At 48.0% G+C, this 20,728-nt stretch carries 16 protein-coding genes; 13 read left to right on the top strand and 3 right to left on the bottom strand.

All coding sequences use genetic code 11. The features are described from left to right. Window positions 1-98 precede the first annotated feature (98 nt). On the top strand, window positions 99-1,520 hold the full coding sequence (locus tag D104_RS36785; protein ID WP_024025698.1) for an FAD-dependent oxidoreductase: 1,422 nt from the start codon (window positions 99-101) through the stop codon (window positions 1,518-1,520). A gap of 135 nt (window positions 1,521-1,655) precedes the next feature. Next, a complete protein-coding gene (locus D104_RS37360) occupies window positions 1,656-1,832 on the top strand; it encodes a DUF6435 family protein (protein WP_024025697.1) in 177 nt (58 codons plus the stop codon). Window positions 1,833-1,838: 6 nt separating this feature from the next. On the opposite strand, the gene D104_RS0119175 is transcribed toward D104_RS37360, so the two are convergent. Next, on the bottom strand, window positions 1,839-4,199 hold the full coding sequence (locus D104_RS0119175) for an EAL domain-containing protein (RefSeq protein WP_024025696.1): 2,361 nt from the start codon (window positions 4,197-4,199) through the stop codon (window positions 1,839-1,841). 218 nt (window positions 4,200-4,417) lie between these two features. Continuing rightward, window positions 4,418-5,998, bottom strand: coding sequence for a cation:proton antiporter family protein (locus tag D104_RS36780; RefSeq protein ID WP_024025695.1), 1,581 nt, complete (start codon window positions 5,996-5,998; stop codon window positions 4,418-4,420). Window positions 5,999-6,285: 287 nt separating this feature from the next. On the opposite strand from D104_RS36780, the gene chvE reads away from it, so the two are divergent. The 7 genes from chvE (at window position 6,286) to D104_RS36745 (ending at window position 15,242) form a co-directional block, all read left to right on the top strand. Beyond that, window positions 6,286-7,347 carry a multiple monosaccharide ABC transporter substrate-binding protein gene (gene chvE, locus D104_RS36775; RefSeq protein WP_024025694.1) on the top strand — a complete coding sequence of 354 codons (1,062 nt, stop codon included), beginning with the start codon at window positions 6,286-6,288 and terminating at the stop codon, window positions 7,345-7,347. Between the two features lie 83 nt (window positions 7,348-7,430). Then, on the top strand, window positions 7,431-8,954 hold the full coding sequence (mmsA, locus tag D104_RS36770; protein ID WP_024025693.1) for a multiple monosaccharide ABC transporter ATP-binding protein: 1,524 nt from the start codon (window positions 7,431-7,433) through the stop codon (window positions 8,952-8,954). Window positions 8,955-8,983: 29 nt separating this feature from the next. Continuing rightward, window positions 8,984-10,186 (top strand): multiple monosaccharide ABC transporter permease, encoded by a 1,203-nt coding sequence (gene mmsB / locus D104_RS36765; protein ID WP_024025692.1) that lies wholly within the window; start codon window positions 8,984-8,986, stop codon window positions 10,184-10,186. A gap of 10 nt (window positions 10,187-10,196) precedes the next feature. Beyond that, window positions 10,197-11,165 carry an AraD1 family protein gene (gene araD1 / locus D104_RS36760; protein WP_024025691.1) on the top strand — a complete coding sequence of 323 codons (969 nt, stop codon included), beginning with the start codon at window positions 10,197-10,199 and terminating at the stop codon, window positions 11,163-11,165. After that, entirely contained in the window at window positions 11,162-11,932 is a 771-nt protein-coding gene (locus tag D104_RS36755; protein ID WP_024025690.1) for an SDR family NAD(P)-dependent oxidoreductase, read from the top strand. The genes araD1 and D104_RS36755 overlap by 4 nt, the downstream gene beginning before the upstream one ends. Further along, complete coding sequence (gene araD / locus D104_RS36750) at window positions 11,929-13,689, top strand: L-arabinonate dehydratase (protein ID WP_024025689.1); 1,761 nt, start codon at window positions 11,929-11,931, stop codon at window positions 13,687-13,689. Before D104_RS36755 ends, araD begins: the two co-directional genes overlap by 4 nt. A gap of 47 nt (window positions 13,690-13,736) precedes the next feature. Continuing rightward, window positions 13,737-15,242 (top strand): aldehyde dehydrogenase (NADP(+)), encoded by a 1,506-nt coding sequence (locus D104_RS36745; RefSeq protein WP_024025688.1) that lies wholly within the window; start codon window positions 13,737-13,739, stop codon window positions 15,240-15,242. 99 nt (window positions 15,243-15,341) lie between these two features. Here the strand turns inward: D104_RS36745 and D104_RS36740 are convergent, their stop codons facing one another. Next, entirely contained in the window at window positions 15,342-16,292 is a 951-nt protein-coding gene (locus tag D104_RS36740; RefSeq protein ID WP_024025687.1) for a LysR family transcriptional regulator, read from the bottom strand. Window positions 16,293-16,377: 85 nt separating this feature from the next. Here D104_RS36740 and D104_RS36735 point away from each other — a divergent pair, with 85 nt between their 5' ends. The 4 genes from D104_RS36735 to D104_RS36720 all read left to right on the top strand — a co-directional run bounded on the left by D104_RS36735 (window position 16,378) and on the right by D104_RS36720 (window position 20,689). Further along, window positions 16,378-17,613: a multidrug effflux MFS transporter gene (locus tag D104_RS36735; RefSeq protein ID WP_051997782.1), complete on the top strand. Its 1,236-nt coding sequence runs from the start codon at window positions 16,378-16,380 to the stop codon at window positions 17,611-17,613. A 98-nt stretch (window positions 17,614-17,711) separates the two neighbouring features. Next, a complete protein-coding gene (locus D104_RS36730; RefSeq protein ID WP_024025685.1) occupies window positions 17,712-19,055 on the top strand; it encodes an MATE family efflux transporter in 1,344 nt (447 codons plus the stop codon). Between the two features lie 149 nt (window positions 19,056-19,204). Continuing rightward, window positions 19,205-20,032, top strand: a complete 828-nt coding sequence (locus tag D104_RS36725; RefSeq protein ID WP_024025684.1) for an AraC family transcriptional regulator — start codon at window positions 19,205-19,207, stop codon at window positions 20,030-20,032. A gap of 72 nt (window positions 20,033-20,104) precedes the next feature. Further along, the gene (locus D104_RS36720; protein ID WP_024025683.1) at window positions 20,105-20,689 is read left to right on the top strand and encodes a LysE family translocator; all 585 of its coding nucleotides are present in this window, start codon (window positions 20,105-20,107) and stop codon (window positions 20,687-20,689) included. Window positions 20,690-20,728 lie beyond the last annotated feature (39 nt).

Below are 20,728 nucleotides of genomic sequence, written 5' to 3'. Positions count from 1 at the left end.
GGTTTTGTTTGAATGAAGCCAAGCGTTGTGAATGAATCAGTCTGACCCATTTGAAAGAAGCGCCGCTTGTTAACAGGCGGCCGAGGAGATAGCAGCTTATGTCTGAGCGCTTGAGAAACGTATTTCAATTCGTCGAAGTAGATCGTAAAGATCCGAAGAAAAAGCCTTTAATTACCCGTAAAGCGCAGTTCGTCGAAATATATAAACCGTTCGAAGAGGCCGGTGCAAAAGATCAATCGCACCGTTGTCTAGAATGTGGCAACCCTTATTGCGAGTGGAAATGCCCTGTTCATAATTACATTCCAAACTGGCTAAAACTGGTCAGTGAAGGCAGTATTTTAGAAGCGGCTGAACTGAGCCATCAAACCAACTCCTTGCCGGAAGTGTGTGGTCGAGTGTGTCCGCAAGATCGTCTTTGTGAAGGCGCTTGTACGCTTGGCGAAGGGGGCTTTGGTGCGGTGACGATTGGTTCGGTTGAGAAATACATTACGGATACTGCCTTTGCTTTGGGCTGGCGTCCGGATATGTCCAACGTGGTGCCGGTGAATAAAACCGTCGCGATTGTGGGTGCTGGTCCTGCGGGCCTTGCCTGTGCTGATATCTTGGTTCGTAACGGTATTAAGCCTGTTGTTTTTGATAAGTACCCAGAAATTGGCGGCTTGCTGACGTTTGGTATTCCAGAATTCAAACTGGAAAAAAGCGTTATGACGCGCCGCCGTGAAATTTTCGAAGAAATGGGTGTTGAGTTTGTGTTGGACACGTCGGTGGGTGATGATGTTCCGTTTGAACATGTATTGGAAGAGTACGATGCGGTTTTCTTAGGCATGGGAACGTATAAATACATGAAAGGCGGATTCCCTGGTGAAGATCTACCGGGTGTTTACGACGCTTTGGATTATTTGATTTCCAATGTCAATCATTGCCTAGACTTCGAAGAAGACGAAGCGGATTACATCAACCTAAAAGGCAAACAAGTGGTTGTCTTGGGTGGTGGTGATACCGCGATGGACTGTAACCGTACGGCGATTCGTCAAGGCGCGAAAAGCGTCTCTTGTGCGTATCGTCGTGACCAAGAAAATATGCCAGGCTCACGTAAAGAAGTGCAAAATGCCAAAGAAGAAGGCGTGCAGTTCCTCTTTAACCGTCAGCCAGTCGAAATCATTGGTGATGGTAAAGTCGAAGGCATTAAAGTGGTTGAAACCCAAATGGGCGAGCCAGATGAAAATGGCCGTCGCAGCGCGGAAGTCATTGAAGGCAGCGAGCAAATTATTCCTGCTGACGCGATTCTGGTGGCGTTTGGTTTCCAAGCAAGCCCAGCGCCTTGGTTCGAGAAGTTCGGCATTGAAACCGACGCTCGTGGTCGTGTTATCGCGCCGAGAAAAGGCAAGTTCATGTACCAAACAACGAATGAGAAGATCTTCGCTGGTGGCGACATGGTTCGTGGTTCTGACCTTGTGGTAACGGCCATTGATGAAGGCCGTAAAGCGGCTGAAGGCATCATGGACTTCTTAGACGTGTAATTTCAATCTTGTTACTGGTTGAAAGGTAAAACACATAAAAACGCCAAGCAGATTATTACACTGCTTGGCGTTTTTTTTGTCATCCAAATGCGGTTTGTGACCGTATCAATAACAGACTCAAATTAAAGGACGCTTATGTTTTCATTTTTAAAATCGGACCCATTAAAGAAACTCAATAAAGAATATGGCGTGTTACTGGAAAAAGCCATGCAGGCCCAGCGTGGAGGTGACATTCGACTGTATTCAGAGTTGACCGAACAAGCTGAAGCCGTGAAAGCCAAAATAGACGCTACGCAAAAGCCAATCGCTTGAGAACGGCTACAAGGCTTTTTTACCTTCAATAAAGGCGGTAATCTCTTCGGCGGGCATAGGGCGGGCGTACCAATAGCCTTGCCCTGAATTGACACCTAACTCAGACAGGAGTTTGTATTGCCCGTTGCGCTCAATGCCTTCTGCAATCGTATTCAATTGAAGTGCCTCCGCCAGTTGCGTAATGGTTCGGATGATGGCGCAGGCTTTGTCGTCCGTATCGGATAAATTGATGAAGGATTGGTCTATCTTGATCTTGTCTAGCGGTAAGTTCTGTAAATAAGACAAAGAAGAAAACCCCGTACCAAAGTCATCCAGCGCGATTTTGACGCCAATCTCTTTTAACCCCATAAGGAAGCTAAACGCAGGCGTTTGGTCTGTCATTAGCACAGATTCAGTAATTTCAATTTCCAAACGTTCTGGTGGTAACTGAGTACGCTGCAAGACCGCTTTTACTTCTGATAAAAAGTCACTGCGCTCTATTTGAATCGCAGAGACATTCACTGCCACGTACGTGTTAGCAGGCCATTTGGCCGCTTCCAAACAAGCTTGCTCTAACACCCAAGAACCGAGCGGTAGAATCAAGCCACTTTCTTCGGCAATGGGAATGAAATCGAGAGGCGGTATCATGCCTCGTTTAGGGTGCTTCCATCGTACCAAGGCTTCAAAACCAATGAGCTTTTCGGTGCTTAAGTCGAGTTGAGGCTGGTAATGCAAAACAAATTCATTATTGAAAATGGACTGTCGCATCTCTCCTAATATTTGACCTTTATGGTTGGCGGCTTCTTCCATGGCAGGATCAAAAAAACGAACCGCATCACGACCTGCCTCTTTGGCGGCGTAAAGCGCTAAATCACTGGCTCGTAAAAGCGAATCAATGCGAGTGATGGCTTGGCTGGTAAACGCGATACCAATACTGGCGTGTATTTCAATGAGGTTTTCACCGTAATGCCACGGTTGAGAAATAGCGTGCTGGAGCTGACTGCTTAAGATTGCGATTTCGGCGTATAGCGCAGGATGCGGTACGATCATGGCGAATTCGTCGCCGCCCAGCCTGGCAAGAATGGCGTTGTCTGGCGTATTGTCACGAAGCCGCTTACTGGCTTCAATCAACAATTCATCGCCGGCGGCATGGCCAAAAGAATCATTAATCAGTTTGAAGTTATCCAAGTCCAATAACAGCAAGGCACAAGATGCATCCAAGTCATCGGCCTTAGGGAACAGCGCCGCGAGCTGGTCATTAAAAAAGAGTCGATTACCAATCCCCGTTAAGGTATCGGTATTCGCTTGTTTTATCATTTCTCGTTCACGCAATACGCTGTTGGTAATATCAGACGCCACGCCACGCCAGCCATTAAACTGATGTGTTTTATCCATCAGCTTTTTGGCAGAAAAGGACCACCAACGCGTCACGCCATTGATGTTTACTGGCACGACAATGTCACTAAAATTACAGTTGGATGCCAGTGCTTCAGACAGTATTTGCAGTTGATTAAGGGAATCTTCTTCGCCTTTTTCGAGCAAGTTTCCGATGATGCTAATGTAAGGGAAGGCTAAAAGCTTTTCCTCATCGGATTGCGCTGCTTCAATCAGCTTTTGAGACAAATGGCGTAAATGGCCTTTTTTATTGGTTTCCCATAACCAGTCGGTGGCTTTCTCTTCAAAGTCATGGAGCAATAAACTGACCGTTTGATGTTGGTTTTCAATTTCTGTTTCTGACATTAAGGCTTTTAAATACTGCCGAGAAAAAATGAGGATGGCGGAGCATAAAAACACACAATAAAAAGCCGCTAATACCGCCAATAAAAAATAGGTATCACCAAATAAATAGATCAGGCCGAATATTAGTCCGGCACTCATACTGATCGTCCAGACCAAACCAACTAATGGAATGCTGGCAAAAATCCATCCGCCGCTAGACAGAAACGCCGACACAATGGCGAAGAGAAAAATACGTTCATGATCGGAAAAGAGACTGAATAAATGGATGGTAATGATGGCGTAAAATATGCCTGCAAGGCCAATACTGAATGCCAGCAAGTAGACCATAAATTTGGATACATAATGGACACTAGGGCGAGCAATATACAGCCACCAAACTATTAATTCGGATGAGGCGATGAGGGCCAGTATGCTTGTCCATATGACAATAAGTCCGTTATTGCCTTGGTTCCAAGCAAAATATAAACCGCAAAATGCCGCAAAAAAGGTGGCAAGGCTGACCAGCGGTAATAAACGAACGATGGTACAAAACTGATGATATCGATAGCTGTCGGCGTGTTCGCTAGGAATTGTCACCTGTTGGAAAAAAGCAGAAAATGCCTGAGACAAGCGTTTTGTAGGGTGATCATTGGTAGGCTGGGATGACACGCTGACTCCTTATGCTTCGATGCAGTATATGATTACTTATATCGTCTGAAATAAGTACATTTTTTCTATTATAGCGCTCAATGTGATTGGAAAACGTACAATATTTGTTGGTTTATGTGTGTGCTTATTTACAGGCTGCGGGTAGTTCGCTCAGCATAAAGTGGGATTATTATGCTGAGCGAACTAAAGGTGAGTGTTCTTTGGTGAGCGTAGGTGATTTAACTCGCTGTATTTTGAGCCCGAATCAGCGCCAAGCTTTCTTCCGCGAAACCGGTACCGGCTTCTGTGTAGAAGTTGAAGACATTGTCGATACCTGAGGCAAGCAGAATATCTCGCTCATCTTGATAACGAGCGATGGCCACGATCTGACCGTGGTAGTTGGCTTTACGCAACTGTATAGCGACATTCGTCGTGTCTTCCGCGACTGGCAAGGCCAATAGAATAAGATTGATGTCTGACGTGTCCAAACGCTCCCATAAATCCGCATCTTCACCGTCTCCGTAGAAAACATTTTCGTTGTCTTCTTGCATTTGGTTAATACGATTTCTGTCCGCGTCCATGCCAGCGACGGTACCGTCCGATAAGGTTTTTAACGACTCAAATGCACCACGTCCGACTCGGCCCAAACCAACGACGAGAATTTCCGTATTCACCGGCTGAACAAAAACGTCTTCTGGTAAGCAGTCTGTGTCTTCATAACGACGAATGACTTCTTTGTTTTTATGGTACAAGTGGTGAACATTGCGATACAACACACTGGTGATAACGAACGAGAAAGAGACCGCCAGCGCTAACACCACCAACCACTCTTTATCCAACCAGCCATTTGCCACACTCAAGGCCACAACAATAAGGCCAAATTCACTGTAGTTGGACAGAATCATCGAGGACAAAAATGCCGTCCTGCCGCGCAGTTTTAGCTTGGTTAACATAAAGAAGAAGAGCGCAAACTTTGCCAAAATGACAAGCGTAATGATCAAGCTGATGCCGACCATGCTTAAAGTAGGCAAAGCGGTAAAACCAATCGATAAGAAAAAACCGATTAAAAATAGATCCTTGAAATTCATCAACGACTTATTCATTTCGGCGGCTTTGGAATGCGACGCGAGCAAAATACCAACGATCAAAGCCCCCAAGTCGCCTTTTACGCCAACGAGGTAAAACAACTCATAACCACCTAATGCGAGGAAAAGTCCGGTGAGTGGCAGCATTTCACCGTGTCCTGCTTTATCAACGATCTTGTTAATGATCGGACGAATCATCAATAAGCCAAATAACCCCAGCGCCCATATAGACGGGATTTTGCCGGTGGCGGCAACCAAAAATACGACTGCCACAATGTCTTGCATGACCAAAATACCTAACGACAACTGACCATGACGGGTTTTTAGTTCGCTGCTTTCTTCCAGTAGCTTCATCACACAAACCGTGCTGGAAAAACTGAGCGCGAAGCCAAGTAGTGCCGCAGTTTTAAAGTCGAGTACGCCGAAATAAGGCAGGCTCAGCGTACCAAGTAACAACGCGATGCCGCCAAAAAGCAGAGACCAAACCCCCATATGACCAAGAGTCGATGCCCACACTTCCTGTTTGAGAAGGTCTTTCACATGCAGCTTTAAGCCAATGCAGAACAGCATTAAAGTGATGCCAATGTTGGCAAGCGAATCCAGCGTAGAGCTGGCTTCTAATCCCGCAAAATTGAGCAAAAAACCCGCCAACAAAAAGCCGATTAATGGCGGTAGGTTTATCATTTTTACAGCGAGTCCGCAGGCAAACGCGAATAAGATCCAAATAAATTCCATGCAGTTCTTCTCAGTAAATGGTGTTGATAAAGGGAAATATAATACGAAATTTGCTGGTATTGCGCAGCACGTAATACGGGGATTTAACACTTCTCCAACAATTCTATTCACATATCAAAAACGGTATGCAGTACAACATTTATTCTATTTGAATGGTATGTCTGTTTTCCATACTCTGAATAACAGGTTTTTAAGACCTGATTGGCTAGAAAAAATAATCATAATAACCCTATGGCCAACTGAGTTTGCTCTTCATTGCGCTGACTCGGCCGTAACAGGAGAAGCTAATGAACTATCTAAAGAATGCCATGGCTGGTTTGGTGCTTGGCGCAACGGTGCTCAGTTCCGCCAGTGCGTTGGCCGCCAATGGTTATGTTGGTATTGCCATGCCAACCAAATCCTCTGCTCGTTGGATCACCGATGGCGATTCCATGGTCAAACTATTCAAAGACGCTGGTTATAAAGTCGATCTGCAGTACGCAGAAGATGAAATTCCAAATCAGCTTTCTCAAATTGAAAATATGATCGTAAAAGGCGTTGATGTCTTGGTGATCGCCGCAATTGACGGCACAACGTTATCGAACGCGCTGGAAAATGCCGATGCCGCAGGTATCAAGGTGATTTCTTATGATCGACTGATCAAAAACAGCCCTTATGTGAGCTACTACGCGACTTTTGATAATTTTAAAGTCGGTGTGCTGCAAGCAAAATCCTTGGTCAGCGGCATGGAGAAACGTGGTAAAGGACCCTACAACGTTGAGTTATTTGGTGGTTCACCAGACGATAACAACGCGTACTTCTTCTACAACGGCGCCATGTCTGTGCTTCAGCCAATGATCGATTCCGGTAAGGTCAATGTCGTGTCTGGCCAAATGGGTATGGATAAAGTCGGTACGTTACGTTGGGACGGCGCCACCGCGCAATCTCGAATGGATAACTTGCTGTCTGCGCATTACACCGAAAAACGTATAAACGGCGTATTGTCTCCTTATGATGGTATTTCAATTGGTATTTTATCGTCACTAAAAGGCGTTGGTTATGGTTCTGGCGGCATGGCGATGCCCGTCGTAACAGGTCAAGATGCCGAAGTGCCTTCTGTTAAGTCTATTATTGCTGGTGAGCAATACTCGACCATCTTTAAAGACACGCGAGAATTAGCCAATGTGACGGTCGGCATGGTGCAAGCGGTATTGAACGACACCAAACCTGAAATCAATGACACGACCACCTACGACAATGGCATCAAAGTCATCCCGAGTTATTTGCTTGAGCCCGTCACGGTCGATAAATCCAATTGGCAAGACGTGCTGTTGGGCAGTGGGTATTACAAAAAATCTCAGGTTAATTAATAGCCAACAAATCCTATTAACAATAATAAAACAGCGGGCGTGGTGTTTACTGACCAGTAGCGCGTCCGCTAACGGGATGTTTTATGGAAAATATCATTTTGGAAATGCGTGGCATTACCAAGACCTTTCCTGGCGTTAAAGCCCTCGACTCGGTGAATCTGAAAGTTCGTGAAGGGGAAATTCACGCGCTAGTGGGGGAAAATGGCGCGGGTAAATCGACGCTCATGAAGGTATTGAGTGGGGTTTATCCATTTGGAAGTTATGACGGAGACATACTGTTTAACGGCGAAACCGTGGCATTTTCCGGCATCACGGACAGCGAAGAAAAAGGCATCATTATCATTCATCAGGAGTTGGCATTGGTGCCGCTTTTGTCGATCGCCGAGAACTTATTTTTAGGCAATGAAAATGTCGAAAACGGTGTGATTAACTGGCCGAAAACCTACGCTCGCACCCAAACCTTATTAGAAATGGTCGGGTTAAAAGAATCACCCTCGACCTTACTTGGTCAATTAGGTGTTGGCAAACAACAGCTTGTTGAGATCGCCAAAGCACTGGCCAAAGACGTGAAATTATTGATTTTGGACGAACCGACGTCGGCGTTGCAAGAGAACGACAGCGCGAAGTTGCTCGACCTATTATTGGAATTCAAAGCACAAGGCATTTCCTCCATTCTGATTACCCACAAATTGAATGAAATCAGCCGTGTTGCCGACAGCATTACCGTGATTCGTGATGGTGCGTCAGTGTCTACATTAGATTGCCACGCGCAAAGCATCAGCGAAGAAGACATTATTCGCGACATGGTTGGCCGTGATATGGCAAACCGTTATCCACAAAGAGAAAGCCATTTAGGCAAAATCTTGATGGAAGTAAGCAGCTGGAATGTTTGGCACCCAGAGGCGCTGGATCGTCAGATGATTCATGACATAGCGTTCAATGTGCGGGCAGGGGAAATTGTTGGCATTGCCGGGTTAATGGGATCAGGCCGCACTGAATTAGCGATGAGCTTATTTGGTCAAAGCTATGGCAAAAACATTCAAGGCGAGGTGCGGTTGCGCGGAGAGTCGGCCGACTTATCCAGCGTACCAAAGGCCATCAAAAGCGGTTTGGCGTACGTGACAGAAGACCGTAAAGAACTCGGACTGATTCTAGAAGAAACCATTCAAATCAATACGACTTTGGCCAATCTCGATCGCGTGTCATCCCGAGGCGTCATCAATGAAAATATCGAACGCCAAGTATCGGAAGATTACCGACAAGCGCTCAACATTCGAACGCCCAGCGTGTTTCAAAAAGTGATGAACTTGTCCGGTGGTAATCAGCAAAAAGTGGTGCTGAGCAAATGGCTGTATTCGCAACCGGATGTGTTGATTCTGGACGAACCGACCCGCGGCATCGACGTAGGTGCCAAATTTGAAATCTACAACATCATCAACCAGCTCGCCGATGATGGCAAAGGCGTGGTGATGATTTCTTCAGAAATGCCAGAGTTACTTGGCATGTGTGATCGTATTTACGTGATGAACGAAGGCCGTTTTGTTGGCGAGTTAGACCAAGCCGATGCGAGCCAAGAAAAAATCATGTCGATGATAGTCAAAGCATAACGAGAATAATAAGAGCGGGAACCATAAAAATGGCGACAACAAAAGAAACGACTTCGACGGTGCAGTCCGCGCCTTCTGTTACCCATTATTTAAAGACACACGTGCGTGACTACGGCATGTTGATTGCGTTGGTCGTGATCATGGGGATGTTTGAATTTTTAACCGATGGCACCTTGATGCGTCCGGTTAACTTAACCAATTTGTTCTTGCAAAACAGCTACATCATCATCATGGCGATTGGCATGTTGCTGGTGATTGTCGCGGGGCATATCGATTTGTCGGTGGGGTCGGTCGCAGGGTTTATTGGCGCATTGGCGGCGGTGATGTCGGTCAACTACGATTTGCCCACCATTCTTGTTGTGCCGGTTTGTCTTGTCGTGGGGTTGATCATTGGTGGTTTGCAGGGTTATTGGATCGCCTATTGGAAAATACCAGCGTTTATCGTCACCTTGGCAGGCATGTTGGTGTTCCGTGGCTTGACCTTGGCGTTACTGGAAGGACAATCTGTTGGGCCTTTTCCAAAAAGCTTTCAGTTATTAAGTACTGGGTTTATTCCTGACGTGTTTGGCGTTGGGCGTCCGAATGTGACTGCCTTGGTCTTGGGTGTATTGGCGGCCAGTGCGATTGTTTTTTTAGCGGCGCGCAGTCGAGCTCAGTCATTAAAATACGGGATTCAAGACGAGCCGTTTTCGTTTTTCCTTGTGAAAAATGCCTTAATTGCCGCGGCGATTATCTATCTTTCCTATCTGTTAAGCACCTATCGTGGTTTGCCAAATGTGCTGATCACCATGGCTGTGTTGATCGCGATCTACACCTTTATTACCAACAGCACGACCATTGGTCGTCGTATTTATGCCTTGGGCGGCAACGTCAAAGCGGCGAAATTGTCGGGCATTAATACCGAGCGTTTGACCTTTTTGACCTTTGCCAACATGGGCATGTTAGCGGCGCTGGCGGGTTTGATTTTCGCCGCGCGTTTGAACACCGCCACACCAAAAGCGGGGTTTGCGTTTGAGCTTGACGTGATCGCGGCGGTCTTTATTGGCGGCGCGTCCATGACGGGCGGCGTGGGCAAAGTCATCGGAGCGGTGATTGGCGCCTTTATCATGGGCGTAATGAATAACGGGATGTCGATACTGGGTATAGGCATTGATTGGCAGCAGGTGATCAAGGGCTTGGTCTTGCTCGCGGCAGTGGTATTTGATGTCTACAACAAACAAAAAGCGCGTTAAGGAGCAGATTATGTTGTTTCTATCTCAAATAAAACAAGGCGGTGTGGTGTGTCGTGAAGGCGGCGAAGCACACCTTGTTCTTCACGCGTCGAGTGTTTACGAACTCGCAAAAGAAGCCGTTAAAAATGGTGTGCCGCTGACGTCTATTCTTGAAAAACATGGCTTAGGTGAGCCTGTAAATTTGGCCGAGCTGGCTAAGAATAATCAGCTAGATTGTCCTGTTCGCCATCCAGATCCTGCGCACATGTATTTAACTGGAACGGGCTTAACGCATTTAGGTTCGGCCGCCACTCGTAATGCCATGCACGCGAAAAGCGAAGAACTCACCGATTCGATGAAGATCTTCCAAATGGGTGTAGAGGGTGGAAAACCTGCCGAAGGACAAGAAGGTGTGCAGCCAGAATGGTTTTACAAAGGCAATGGCGCAGGCGTGATCGCACCGGGTGACGCGTTGCCTTCGCCATCTTTTGCGTTAGACGGAGGCGAAGAACCAGAAATCGCGGGCTTTTATTTAGTGGGCGAAAACGGCAAGGTGCATCGAATTGGCTATACCTTAGCGAATGAGTTTTCAGATCACGTCACCGAACGCCAAAACTATTTGTTCTTGGCGCATTCAAAATTGCGTCCGGCGGCGTTTGGCCCTGAATTGCTGGTGGGGGAATTGCCAATGCACATTGAAGGTCATTCGCGCATTGAGCGTGGCGAAACCACGCTTTGGGAGAAAGGTTTTGTGTCAGGTGAAGACAATATGTCGCATACCTTTAAGAATTTAGAACATCATCATTTTAAATATTCGATCTTTCGTCAACCGGGCGATTTGCATGTGCACATGTTTGGTACAGCGACCTTGTCGTTTGCGGATGGCATTCAAGCACAAGAAGGCGATGTCTTTGAAATATCTTCACCCACTTTTGGTTTGCCATTACGCAATGCCTTGGGGAAAGCGGATGAACTCAATACCGAGGTAGCGCCGCTATGAATAAGACAAATAGCGCCGTTTACCCAGATTTAAATGGCCGTTCGGTGTTTATCTCTGGTGGCGCAACCGGAATTGGTGCCGCCATCGTGGAAGCCTACGCCAAGCAAGGAGCGAAAACCGCCTTTGTGGATTTGGATGAAGTGGCGGGCAATAATCTGGCGAAACGCCTTACTAAAGACGGCTGCGAGGTGCGTTTTGACGTTTGCGATATTACCAATATCAAAGATTATCAAAGCAAAATCCGCGCCGCGGCAGAGGCGTTTGGGCCGATTTCAGTCTTGATGAACAACGCCGCCAACGACGTGCGCCATTCCTTGGAGTCGTTAACCGAAGAACGCTTCGACGAATTGGTTAGCGTGAACATCAAACACGCGATGTTCGCCGCGCAAACCGTCGCGCCCATGATGAAAGAAATGGGTAGCGGCTCGATCATCAACTTCGGTTCCGTTGGCTGGATGATGGCAACCGCGGGTTATCCAACCTACGGCACGAGCAAAGCCGCCACGCATGGTTTAACGCGCTCGTTGGCGCGCGATTTGGGTGGTGCAGGAATTCGCGTAAACACCTTGGTGCCAGGTTGGGTAATGACCGAAAAGCAACTGCGTTTATGGGTCGATGACGCCGCAGAAGAAAAAATCAAACAAAGCCAATGCCTAACTGGCAAGGTGCTTCCTGAGCACATCGCCAACATGGCGCTGTTTTTGGGCGCCGATGCGTCGGCCATGTGCTCGGCGCAAAACTTTATTGTGGATGGAGGTTGGGTATGACTGAGTTTGAGAAAAATACGTTTGTCCCAAAAGAATGGCCCCGTAAATTGCGTTCTACGGAATGGTTTGGCGGCACATCGCGAGATCATATTTATCACCGCAGCTGGATGAAAAACCAAGGTTTGCCGGCCGATTTATTTGATGGTCGTCCGGTGATTGGTATTTGTAATACTTGGTCGCAATTAACGCCTTGTAACGCGCATCTTCGTGACCTTGCCGATCGAGTCAAACACGGTATTTATGAAGCCGGTGGTTTGCCATTGGAGTTTCCTGTCTTTTCAGTGGGAGAAAGCTCACTCCGACCAACCGCCATGATGTATCGAAACATGGCGGCGATGGATGTGGAAGAAGCCTTGCGTGCGAATCCTCTCGACGGGGTTGTTTTGCTGGCGGGCTGTGACAAAACTACCCCCGCGTTGCTAATGGGCGCTTGCAGTGTCGATATTCCGTCCATTGTGGTGTCTGGCGGACCGATGCTGAACGGTTATTTCAGGGGCGAACGTGTGGGGTCTGGCACGGCGCTGTGGCAAATGTCGGAAGACATCAAAGCGGGCAAGATGACGCAGGAAGACTTTCTTGAAGCCGAGCAATCCATGTCTCGTTCAGCGGGTTCATGTAACACCATGGGCACCGCCAGTACCATGGCGTCGATGGCAGAAGCCTTGGGCATGGCGTTATCTGGCAACGCAGCCATTCCCGCGGTTGACAGTCGTCGCCGAGTTATGGCGCATCTGACGGGGCGTCGTATTGTCGACATGGTCAAAGACGATCTTAAACCGTCCGACATTTTAACGCGCCAAGCATTTGAAAACGCGATTCGTGTTAACGGCGCAATTGGTGGTTCCACCAATGCGGTGATTCATTTATTGGCGATTGCGGGTCGTGTCGGTGTGGATTTGACCTTGGACGATTGGGACAAACTCGGCCAAGAAATCGCCACCATTGTGAATCTCATGCCATCGGGCAAATACCTGATGGAAGAGTTCTTCTACGCGGGCGGTTTGCCGGTTGTCATCAAGCATTTGGCGGAAGCCGGTAAATTGCATAAAAACGCGATTACCGTGTCGGGCGAATCCATCTGGGACGAAGTCAAAGAAGTTCGGAATTGGAACCCAGACGTTATTTTGCCCGTTGATAAAGCATTAACGCAAAAAGGCGGCATTGTGGTGCTAAAAGGCAACTTAGCACCACAAGGCGCGGTGTTAAAACCGTCGGCGGCGTCGGCGCATTTATTGCAACATCGCGGACGCGCGGTGGTGTTTGAAGACATTGACGACTATAAAGCTAAGATAAACGACGAAGACTTAGACATAGACGAAAACTGTGTCATGGTACTGAAAAACTGCGGCCCGAAAGGGTATCCAGGCATGGCGGAAGTGGGCAACATGGGCTTGCCGCCGAAAGTCTTGCGCAAAGGCATCAAAGACATGGTGCGGATTTCCGATGCGCGCATGTCTGGCACGGCATATGGTACGGTCGTTTTGCACACCACACCGGAAGCGGCGGCGGGTGGACCATTGGCCGTCGTGAAAAATGGCGACATGATTGAGTTAGACGTGGAAAACCGTCGTTTGCACGTGGACATTTCTGATGAAGAAATGGCCATACGGTTAGTCAATTGGAAAAGTCATTTAGAACCACCAAAAAGCGGTTATATTAAGTTGTTCCATGACCACGTCCAAGGTGCAGACACAGGCGCGGATTTTGACTTCCTAAAAGGATGTCGAGGCGCTGCGGTGCCGAAAGACAGCCACTAAAATAGGCATGAAACATCGGCCTCATAATGAATTAATAAGGAGTAAGCATGTTTACTGGACAGCACTTTATCGCTGGAAAATGGGTTAAAAGCGAGGAAACCTTTTCTTCTACTCCAGCGAGTGGGCCTTCTCATTCTTTTTATGTTGGCCGAGTTTCCGATGTGGATGCCGCGGCAAAAGCTGCCGAAGCGGCTTTTGAAACGTATGGCTATTCTTCTCGTGACGTTCGTGCGGCTTTTTTAAATGCGATTGCCGATGAAATAGACGTTCGCGGAGAAGCCATTACCGAGATCGGCGTGCAAGAAACCGGTTTACCAGTGGCAAGACTGCAAGGCGAACGTGGTCGAACAGTTGGCCAGTTACGTTTGTTCGCCACACACATTTTGTCGGGTGAGTATTTGGATCGCCGGTTTGACCAAGCGTTGCCAGATCGCGCGCCATTGCCACGACCCGATATGCACATGATGCAACGACCCATTGGCCCTGTGGCGGTGTTCGGCGCGTCAAACTTCCCATTGGCCTTTTCCACTGCGGGTGGCGATACCGCCGCGGCGTTGGCGGCAGGTTGTACTGTGGTGGTCAAAGGTCATCCAGCGCACCCTGGCACAGGGGAAATTATTGCTCAAGCAATCGAAGCGGCGATCAAGCGCTGTAATATACCCGCGGGTGTTTTTTCCTTGGTACAAGGTCATGGCTTTGAAGCCGGGCAAGCGTTGGTTCAGCATCCTTTGATTAAAGCGGTTGGTTTTACTGGCAGCTTGGCGGGAGGACGCGCGTTATTTGATTTGTGTGCGGCGCGCCCAGAACCGATTCCTTTCTTTGGCGAATTGGGTTCCGTGAATCCCATGTTTATGATGCCAGAAGCGGTGAAAAAACGCGCGCAAGCATTGGGCAAAGGTTGGGCGGCATCTTTAACCATGGGCGCAGGGCAATTCTGTACCAATCCTGGCATTGCTGTGATGTTGGACAATGCAGATTCGCGCGCCATGATGACCGCCGCAAGTGACGCGTTGTCGGATGTGCCTGCGCAAACCATGCTAACCGATGGCATTGCCGCGGCGTATCGAAAAGGCGTCGAGGCGTTTACGCAATCGCCCACTCAAAAATTGGTGAAAACACAAAGTGAAGGGCGACAAGCGTTGCCGAATTTATTCACTGTGACTGGGCAAGATTGGTTGAACAATCCTAAGTTGCATGAAGAAGTGTTTGGTCCACTTGGCTTGGTCGTGTTGACCGACAGTGTGGAACAGATGGTTGAGCTGGCGCGTCATTTGGAAGGTCAGCTTACGTGTACGATTCATCTGGATGAAGGCGATTACGCCGCATGTCAGAAACTCTTCCCCGTGTTGGAACGTAAGGCTGGCCGCTTGTTAGCGAATGGATTCCCGACGGGCGTGGAAGTCAGCGACACCATGGTGCATGGCGGACCATATCCTGCGTCGACTAACTTTGGTGCGACGTCTGTTGGCACCTTGTCGATTCGTCGTTTTTTGCGTCCGGTTTGTTATCAAAATATTCCCAGCGCATTGTTACCGAAAGACCTCACTGAATAGCCATCTCAGGCGAATGTTCAATGTGAGTTTTGAGCGAGTCCTACTTTGAAAAAAGTAGCACTCGCTTTTTTTATGTGTCGTTTGGTTTATCGTGGCGTATTAGACGTTTTTGTCCGCGGGTTTTTGTTCTAATTCCGCCAAGACCAAACGCTTGAGCTGATTCGCCAATGGGGACAATTGGCGGCCGCGCATTTGCAATAAATAGTAAGGACTCATGACAATGCTGCGGTCTAATTTTAGGGTTTTGAGGTCGGCATGAACCTTCTGCCCCACGAGAAGGTCGCTGACTTCGCTTGCCATAGGCGCAATCGCATTAGAAGACACCAGAATGGCGATCAAAGCCAATAACGACGTACTGTTGGTGATGCTCAACGGCAGCTCGGCACGCTCCTCCATAAACGCCGCTTCGACCGCTTCGCGTATGGGTGCGCGATGGGATTGCATGACCCATTCAAAATGCGCCAGGTCCCGCACACCGACTTTGTCTAAATTCGCCAATGGGTGATCTTTTCGCACCACAAGCCGAACCGATTCGCTTCGTGCTGGGTAAATCTCGAATTCATTGGCGTCGTATTGTTTTGGAATGCGCGCGAGGACAAAATCATTGTGACCCGCAATCAAATCACGAACCAAATTGTCACTGGTTTCGACGTTAATATCGATTTCGGCTTTGGGAGCAATGGCGCGTAGTTGTTGAATGGCGGGAATAACAAAACCAACGGCGGCGCCCGTAACGGCACCGATGGCGGTTGTGCCGCCACCGCCTTCTTTTAGTTCGTCGACTTCACGGGCCAAATCACGTAATTCGACCAGCAAATTGTGCGCGCGTCGTGCGACGGCTTGACCGACTAAGGTCGGTTCCATGCCTTTCGCATGACGCACAAATAAACGCGTGCCGATGGTTTGTTCAATTTCGCTTAACATACGAGATGCAGCAGGTTGCGTCATCGCCATTTCGTCAGCGGCAATACTGAGCTGACCGTGTTCGGCAATCACCGAAATTAAACGCAGTTGATTGAGCTTTAAGTGTTTCGCCAGACCAATGTCCATGCTGCTCTCAGTTGTTATTTTTGTTGAAAGGTCTCAATATCGTAAACCGATTAATACACCTCTACTTTATAAGGATGTTCGCTCCGTGTCGATCTTGAAAAAACGCACCAGTGCCGACGGTTTTTTACCTGAAAAAGAGTTTATTGCGTTGTTCGCTTTGATGATGTCGTTGACCGCATTAAGCATGGACTCTATGTTGCCAGCGTTTCCAAATATCGCGGAATCTTTGGCCATTGTGGATTATCAAAAAACGCAATGGATCGTGTCGGCGATGGTCTTTGGCATGATGTTCGGCGAGATCATTTTTGGGCCCTTGTCGGACGCAATCGGTCGGAAAAAATGCATTCTGATTGGTATTGGGATTTACATTGCAGGTTCGGTGATTGCGTTGTCTGCGTCGTCGATTGAGGTGTTTTTACTCGGCCGTGTGATTCAAGGTTTGGGCGTATCGGGACCAAAAATTGCGTCGCGGGCGTTGGTTCGAGACCTTTATAAAGGCGCGGCCATGGCGCGGATAATGTCGTTTGTGATGATGGTGTTTATCTTAGTGCCGCTGCTGGCGCCGTCGATCGGACAATTGGTGATGCAGGTCGCTGATTGGCGTTGGATTTTTGCCTTGTTGGTGTTTCAAGCGTCGGTGGCGGGGGGGTGGCTGTTGCTACGCCAGCCCGAAACACTGACGAAGGAAAACCGTATTCCGCTCAATCGAAAACGCCTCATTGCCGACGTGCGCATTATTTTGAGTCGTCGCGATGTGATGGCGTTGACGGTGTTGTTGGGCTGCATTTTTGGCGGCTTGATGCTGCATATTAGTACCGCACAATCGATATTTCAGGATGTGTATCAAACAGGCGATCGTTTCCCGCTGTACTTCGCGTTATTGGCGATTGGGTCGTCGGTGATCAGCTTTTCAAACGGTAAAATTGTCCAGCGTGTTGGCATGTTGCGCTGTGTGATTGCGGCGTTGAGCGTGCTGTTAGCGACGTCTTTAGTGTTGCTGTTGTCTGCGTTTTACTTTGATGGTGTACCGCCTTTTGTGCTTTTCATGGGCTTGGGCATGATCATGTTTTCTTGCTTCGGCATGGTGTTCGGTAATGTGAACGCCATGGCGATGGAGCCATTGGGAAAAATGGCCGGTCTTGGGACGTCGGTTATTTCATCGTTATCGAGCTTTATTGCGATTGTGTTTTCGACGTTCATAGGTCAGTTTTATCATTTCACCGTGACGCCATTGGCCAGCGGCTTTGTTATCTTCTCCATCATGGCGTTAGTCATGCTGAGATATGGATACAGGTACAGCCAGCGTTATGTAGAAGAATAAGGCTTTTCATCGCATAGTTTGTTTGATGAGGTGAGTGTCATCCAGTTGTCAGTAAAGTAGGTTAGAATACCCACTCAATTTATTCTATGAGCGCTTCTATGTCCTCCCCAACCTCTTCTTCGACATCCTTAGGCAAACAACTTTTTTCGATGACATGGCCCATGATGTTTGGGATCTTGTCATTGATGAGTTTTCAGTTGGTCGACAGTGCTTTTATTGGTCAATTAGGCATCTTGCCTTTGGCGGCGCAGGGTTTCACTTTGCCGATTCAGATGATTGTGATTGGTTTGCAAGTGGGACTTGGCATTGCCACGACGGCGATTATTTCTCGTGCTTTGGGGGCAGGTAACGCACGTTACGCGAAACAGCTGGGCGGTTTGGTTTTGGCCATGGGTAGCGTGGGCATTGCATTTTTCTGTGTGCTGATTTGGTTTTTGCGTCATCCTATTTTGGCGTTGTTGAGTGCGCCAGATTCTGTGTTTCCGGTTATCGATTCTTATTGGCCGCATTGGCTATTGAGTGCATGGGTCGGCGCGTTGATCTATTTTTACTACAGCATTTGTCGTTCCAATGGGAATACACTGTTGCCTGGCATCATGATGATTGTTACCAGCGTATTGAACCTGATTTTGGATCCGATCTTCATTTTTACTTTTGATCTTGGTTTGAACGGCGCCGCCATGGCCACCACGGTGGCGTTTGGTTTGGGCACCTTAATTGTTGCACCAAAAGTGGCTCGAAAACATTGGCTGACGTTCGACTGGCAAGACTTAAACGTCGCGAAAAGCTTGTCGTCTATTGGTCATATTATGGGGCCAGCGATGGTCAGTCAGTTGTTGCCGCCGGTGTCTTCTATGTTGGCAACAAAATTGATAGCAGGGTTTGGTACGGCGGCCGTGGCGTCTTGGGCGCTGGGTTCGCGTTTTGAATTCTTTTCGATTGTCGCTGTGTTGGCGCTGACTATGTCAATGCCGCCGATGATTGGGCGCTTGTTGGGCGAGAAAAAAATTGATGATATTCGCGTTGTGGTGTCGATCTCTTGTCGTTTTATTTTGATCTTTCAGCTTATTGTCGCGTTTGCGACGTTTTTTGCGTCTGGGGTGCTGTCGCGTTTATTGACCAGTGAAACGGCCGTGTCTGAGATTCTCAATTGGCATCTGACCTTGGTGCCGATTAGCCTTGGTGCGTTGGGTATTTGCATGCTGATGGTGTCGGTATCTAATGCCTTGGGTAAGTCATACACGGCACTGACCATTTCGGCGTTGCGATTGTTCGCCTTTTTCTTGCCTTGCTTGTGGATTGGATCAGAAATCGCGGGGTTAAAAGGCATTTTCGTTGGTGTATTAATCGGTAATGTACTGGCTGGCTTATGCGCTTGGAAAATGTACTTACGCGCACTGGCGAAGGTTGAGTTGTCTGTGCAGCCGAATAGCAATTTATAGCGCGCCTTGCTCTTATTGCGCAATATCGTCCAATCTTTTTGCCGTCGTATTGGGTAATCTCGTTTTATGGGTAAAGCGATTCTTGTCAGGGCGGATATAAGTCAGAACGGATATGAGTCAGGGGCGTTATTGGATTAAGAGAGGTTGTGATGTCGGCAGAAAATCGTTTCCAATTTGCAAAAAGCGCGGCCTTTAATGAGGTGATGTTGCTTGAGGCATCGATGAACGATTTCGCCTATGACACGCACGCACACGAGGAGTTTTCTTTTGGTGTGACCTTGTCTGGTCGTCAAGATTTTTTCGCGCTGGGCGAGCACCGCAAGAGCCATTCTGGCAATGTGATTGTGTTTAACCCTGAAGACGCGCACGACGGCCATTCTGGCGGTGACGACACGCTGCACTACAAAATGCTTTATGTTCACCCCGATCAATTGTCGCCTATGCTAGAAAGCGCGGGCATTCGCCGAGCAAAAGACTTTCGGGTTGAAAAAATGGTCCAAGACGACCCTGTGCTAAAAGCGCATATTTTACGCTTGGCTCAGTTGGTTGAAGACTCTGCAACGTCAGCGTTGGAATATTCTTCCACGTTATTTGAATTTGCCGAGTATCTTGCTCGCCAAAAAGGCATTCAAATTGAATCCAAACCACGCTCTAAAGACCCTGTTTTTGAACGTGTCCGAGAGTATTTGCATGAGCACGTTGGCGAAGAAGTTTCACTGGATGCCTTAAGCCAAGTTGCGCATATGTCGAAGTACCATTTGTTGCGCTGCTTTCGGGATTATTTTGGCATGACGCCGCATCAATACTGGCAAAATTACCGTATTAATCGTGCCAAGCAGGCGATAGAACGAGGCATGCCATTGGCGGATGTCGCCTTTATGTTCGGTTTTACGGATCTGAGTTATTTTAACCGCCGCTTCAAGCCTATTTTCGGCGTCACGCCGTATCAATTTAGACGGCATCTACTGCGCATCTAGCGGCATTTCACTCTCACGTTCATTCTTTTCTTTGTTTCTAATACTTATCAAATCATCTTTTGAGGAATACTCATGCTCGAAATACTCGTTTATGCCTTTGGTGTTATGTACAGTCCCGGACCTGCCAATATGTTGGCGCTGTTCGCGGGCGTTAACGGACAAGGTTGGCGCGCGTTTTTGTACTGTGTTGGTGTCGGCGTTGCCATGTTTATTCTGTTTTTACTGATTGGTTATCTTGGCGGTGGAATTATTCCACAACAATATCAATCTGTTATTGGCATTCTGGGTGGTATTTACATCGCGTATCTTGGTGCGAAAATTATGAAGGCGAGCTTCCAGCAGACGGAGGTTAAGGCGGATGCGTCGACGATCAGTTTTAAAACGGGGCTAATTTTACAGCTTTGTAACCCCAAATCCTTGGTGGCGATTGTGCCGATTGTGACGGTGCAATTTCCACGCTTTCATATTGAAGGTGTTCAAATCGCATTATGGTCTTTGGTTCTGGCGACCATGGCATGCGGTGCGCCGAGTGTGTATCTGTTTGCGGGAGCGCGATTAAAAAAAGCGGCCGTGAATCCAACGGTAATGGCGTGGGTGAATCGCGTCATGGCGTTATTGCTGTTTTACGTTGCCTATCGGTTTGTGTTTTCAACGTAAAGTCGGTTGGCGGCCGAAATAGGACGTATTGCTTTCTGA

This window comes from Marinomonas profundimaris (genome assembly GCF_000508165.1).
GTDB classification, from domain to species: domain Bacteria; phylum Pseudomonadota; class Gammaproteobacteria; order Pseudomonadales; family Marinomonadaceae; genus Marinomonas; species Marinomonas profundimaris.
Note: the sequence above shows the minus strand (reverse complement) of the source record. Positions and strands in the feature narration are given on the sequence as shown.

Excerpts from the sequence above, each read along its gene's own strand:
- araD (WP_024025689.1), top strand. The coding sequence starts at position 11,929 with ATGACTGAGTTTGAGAAAAATACGTTTGTCCCAAAAGAATGGCCCCGT.
- mmsB (WP_024025692.1), top strand. The coding sequence starts at position 8,984 with ATGGCGACAACAAAAGAAACGACTTCGACGGTGCAGTCCGCGCCTTCT.
- D104_RS36730 (WP_024025685.1), top strand. The coding sequence starts at position 17,712 with ATGTCCTCCCCAACCTCTTCTTCGACATCCTTAGGCAAACAACTTTTT.
- chvE (WP_024025694.1), top strand. The coding sequence starts at position 6,286 with ATGAACTATCTAAAGAATGCCATGGCTGGTTTGGTGCTTGGCGCAACG.
- D104_RS37360 (WP_024025697.1), top strand. The coding sequence starts at position 1,656 with ATGTTTTCATTTTTAAAATCGGACCCATTAAAGAAACTCAATAAAGAA.
- D104_RS36780 (WP_024025695.1), bottom strand. The coding sequence starts at position 5,998 with ATGGAATTTATTTGGATCTTATTCGCGTTTGCCTGCGGACTCGCTGTA.
- D104_RS36740 (WP_024025687.1), bottom strand. The coding sequence starts at position 16,292 with ATGGACATTGGTCTGGCGAAACACTTAAAGCTCAATCAACTGCGTTTA.
- D104_RS36725 (WP_024025684.1), top strand. The coding sequence starts at position 19,205 with ATGTCGGCAGAAAATCGTTTCCAATTTGCAAAAAGCGCGGCCTTTAAT.
- D104_RS36785 (WP_024025698.1), top strand. The coding sequence starts at position 99 with ATGTCTGAGCGCTTGAGAAACGTATTTCAATTCGTCGAAGTAGATCGT.
- D104_RS36745 (WP_024025688.1), top strand. The coding sequence starts at position 13,737 with ATGTTTACTGGACAGCACTTTATCGCTGGAAAATGGGTTAAAAGCGAG.
- D104_RS36720 (WP_024025683.1), top strand. The coding sequence starts at position 20,105 with ATGCTCGAAATACTCGTTTATGCCTTTGGTGTTATGTACAGTCCCGGA.
- D104_RS36755 (WP_024025690.1), top strand. The coding sequence starts at position 11,162 with ATGAATAAGACAAATAGCGCCGTTTACCCAGATTTAAATGGCCGTTCG.
- mmsA (WP_024025693.1), top strand. The coding sequence starts at position 7,431 with ATGGAAAATATCATTTTGGAAATGCGTGGCATTACCAAGACCTTTCCT.
- araD1 (WP_024025691.1), top strand. The coding sequence starts at position 10,197 with ATGTTGTTTCTATCTCAAATAAAACAAGGCGGTGTGGTGTGTCGTGAA.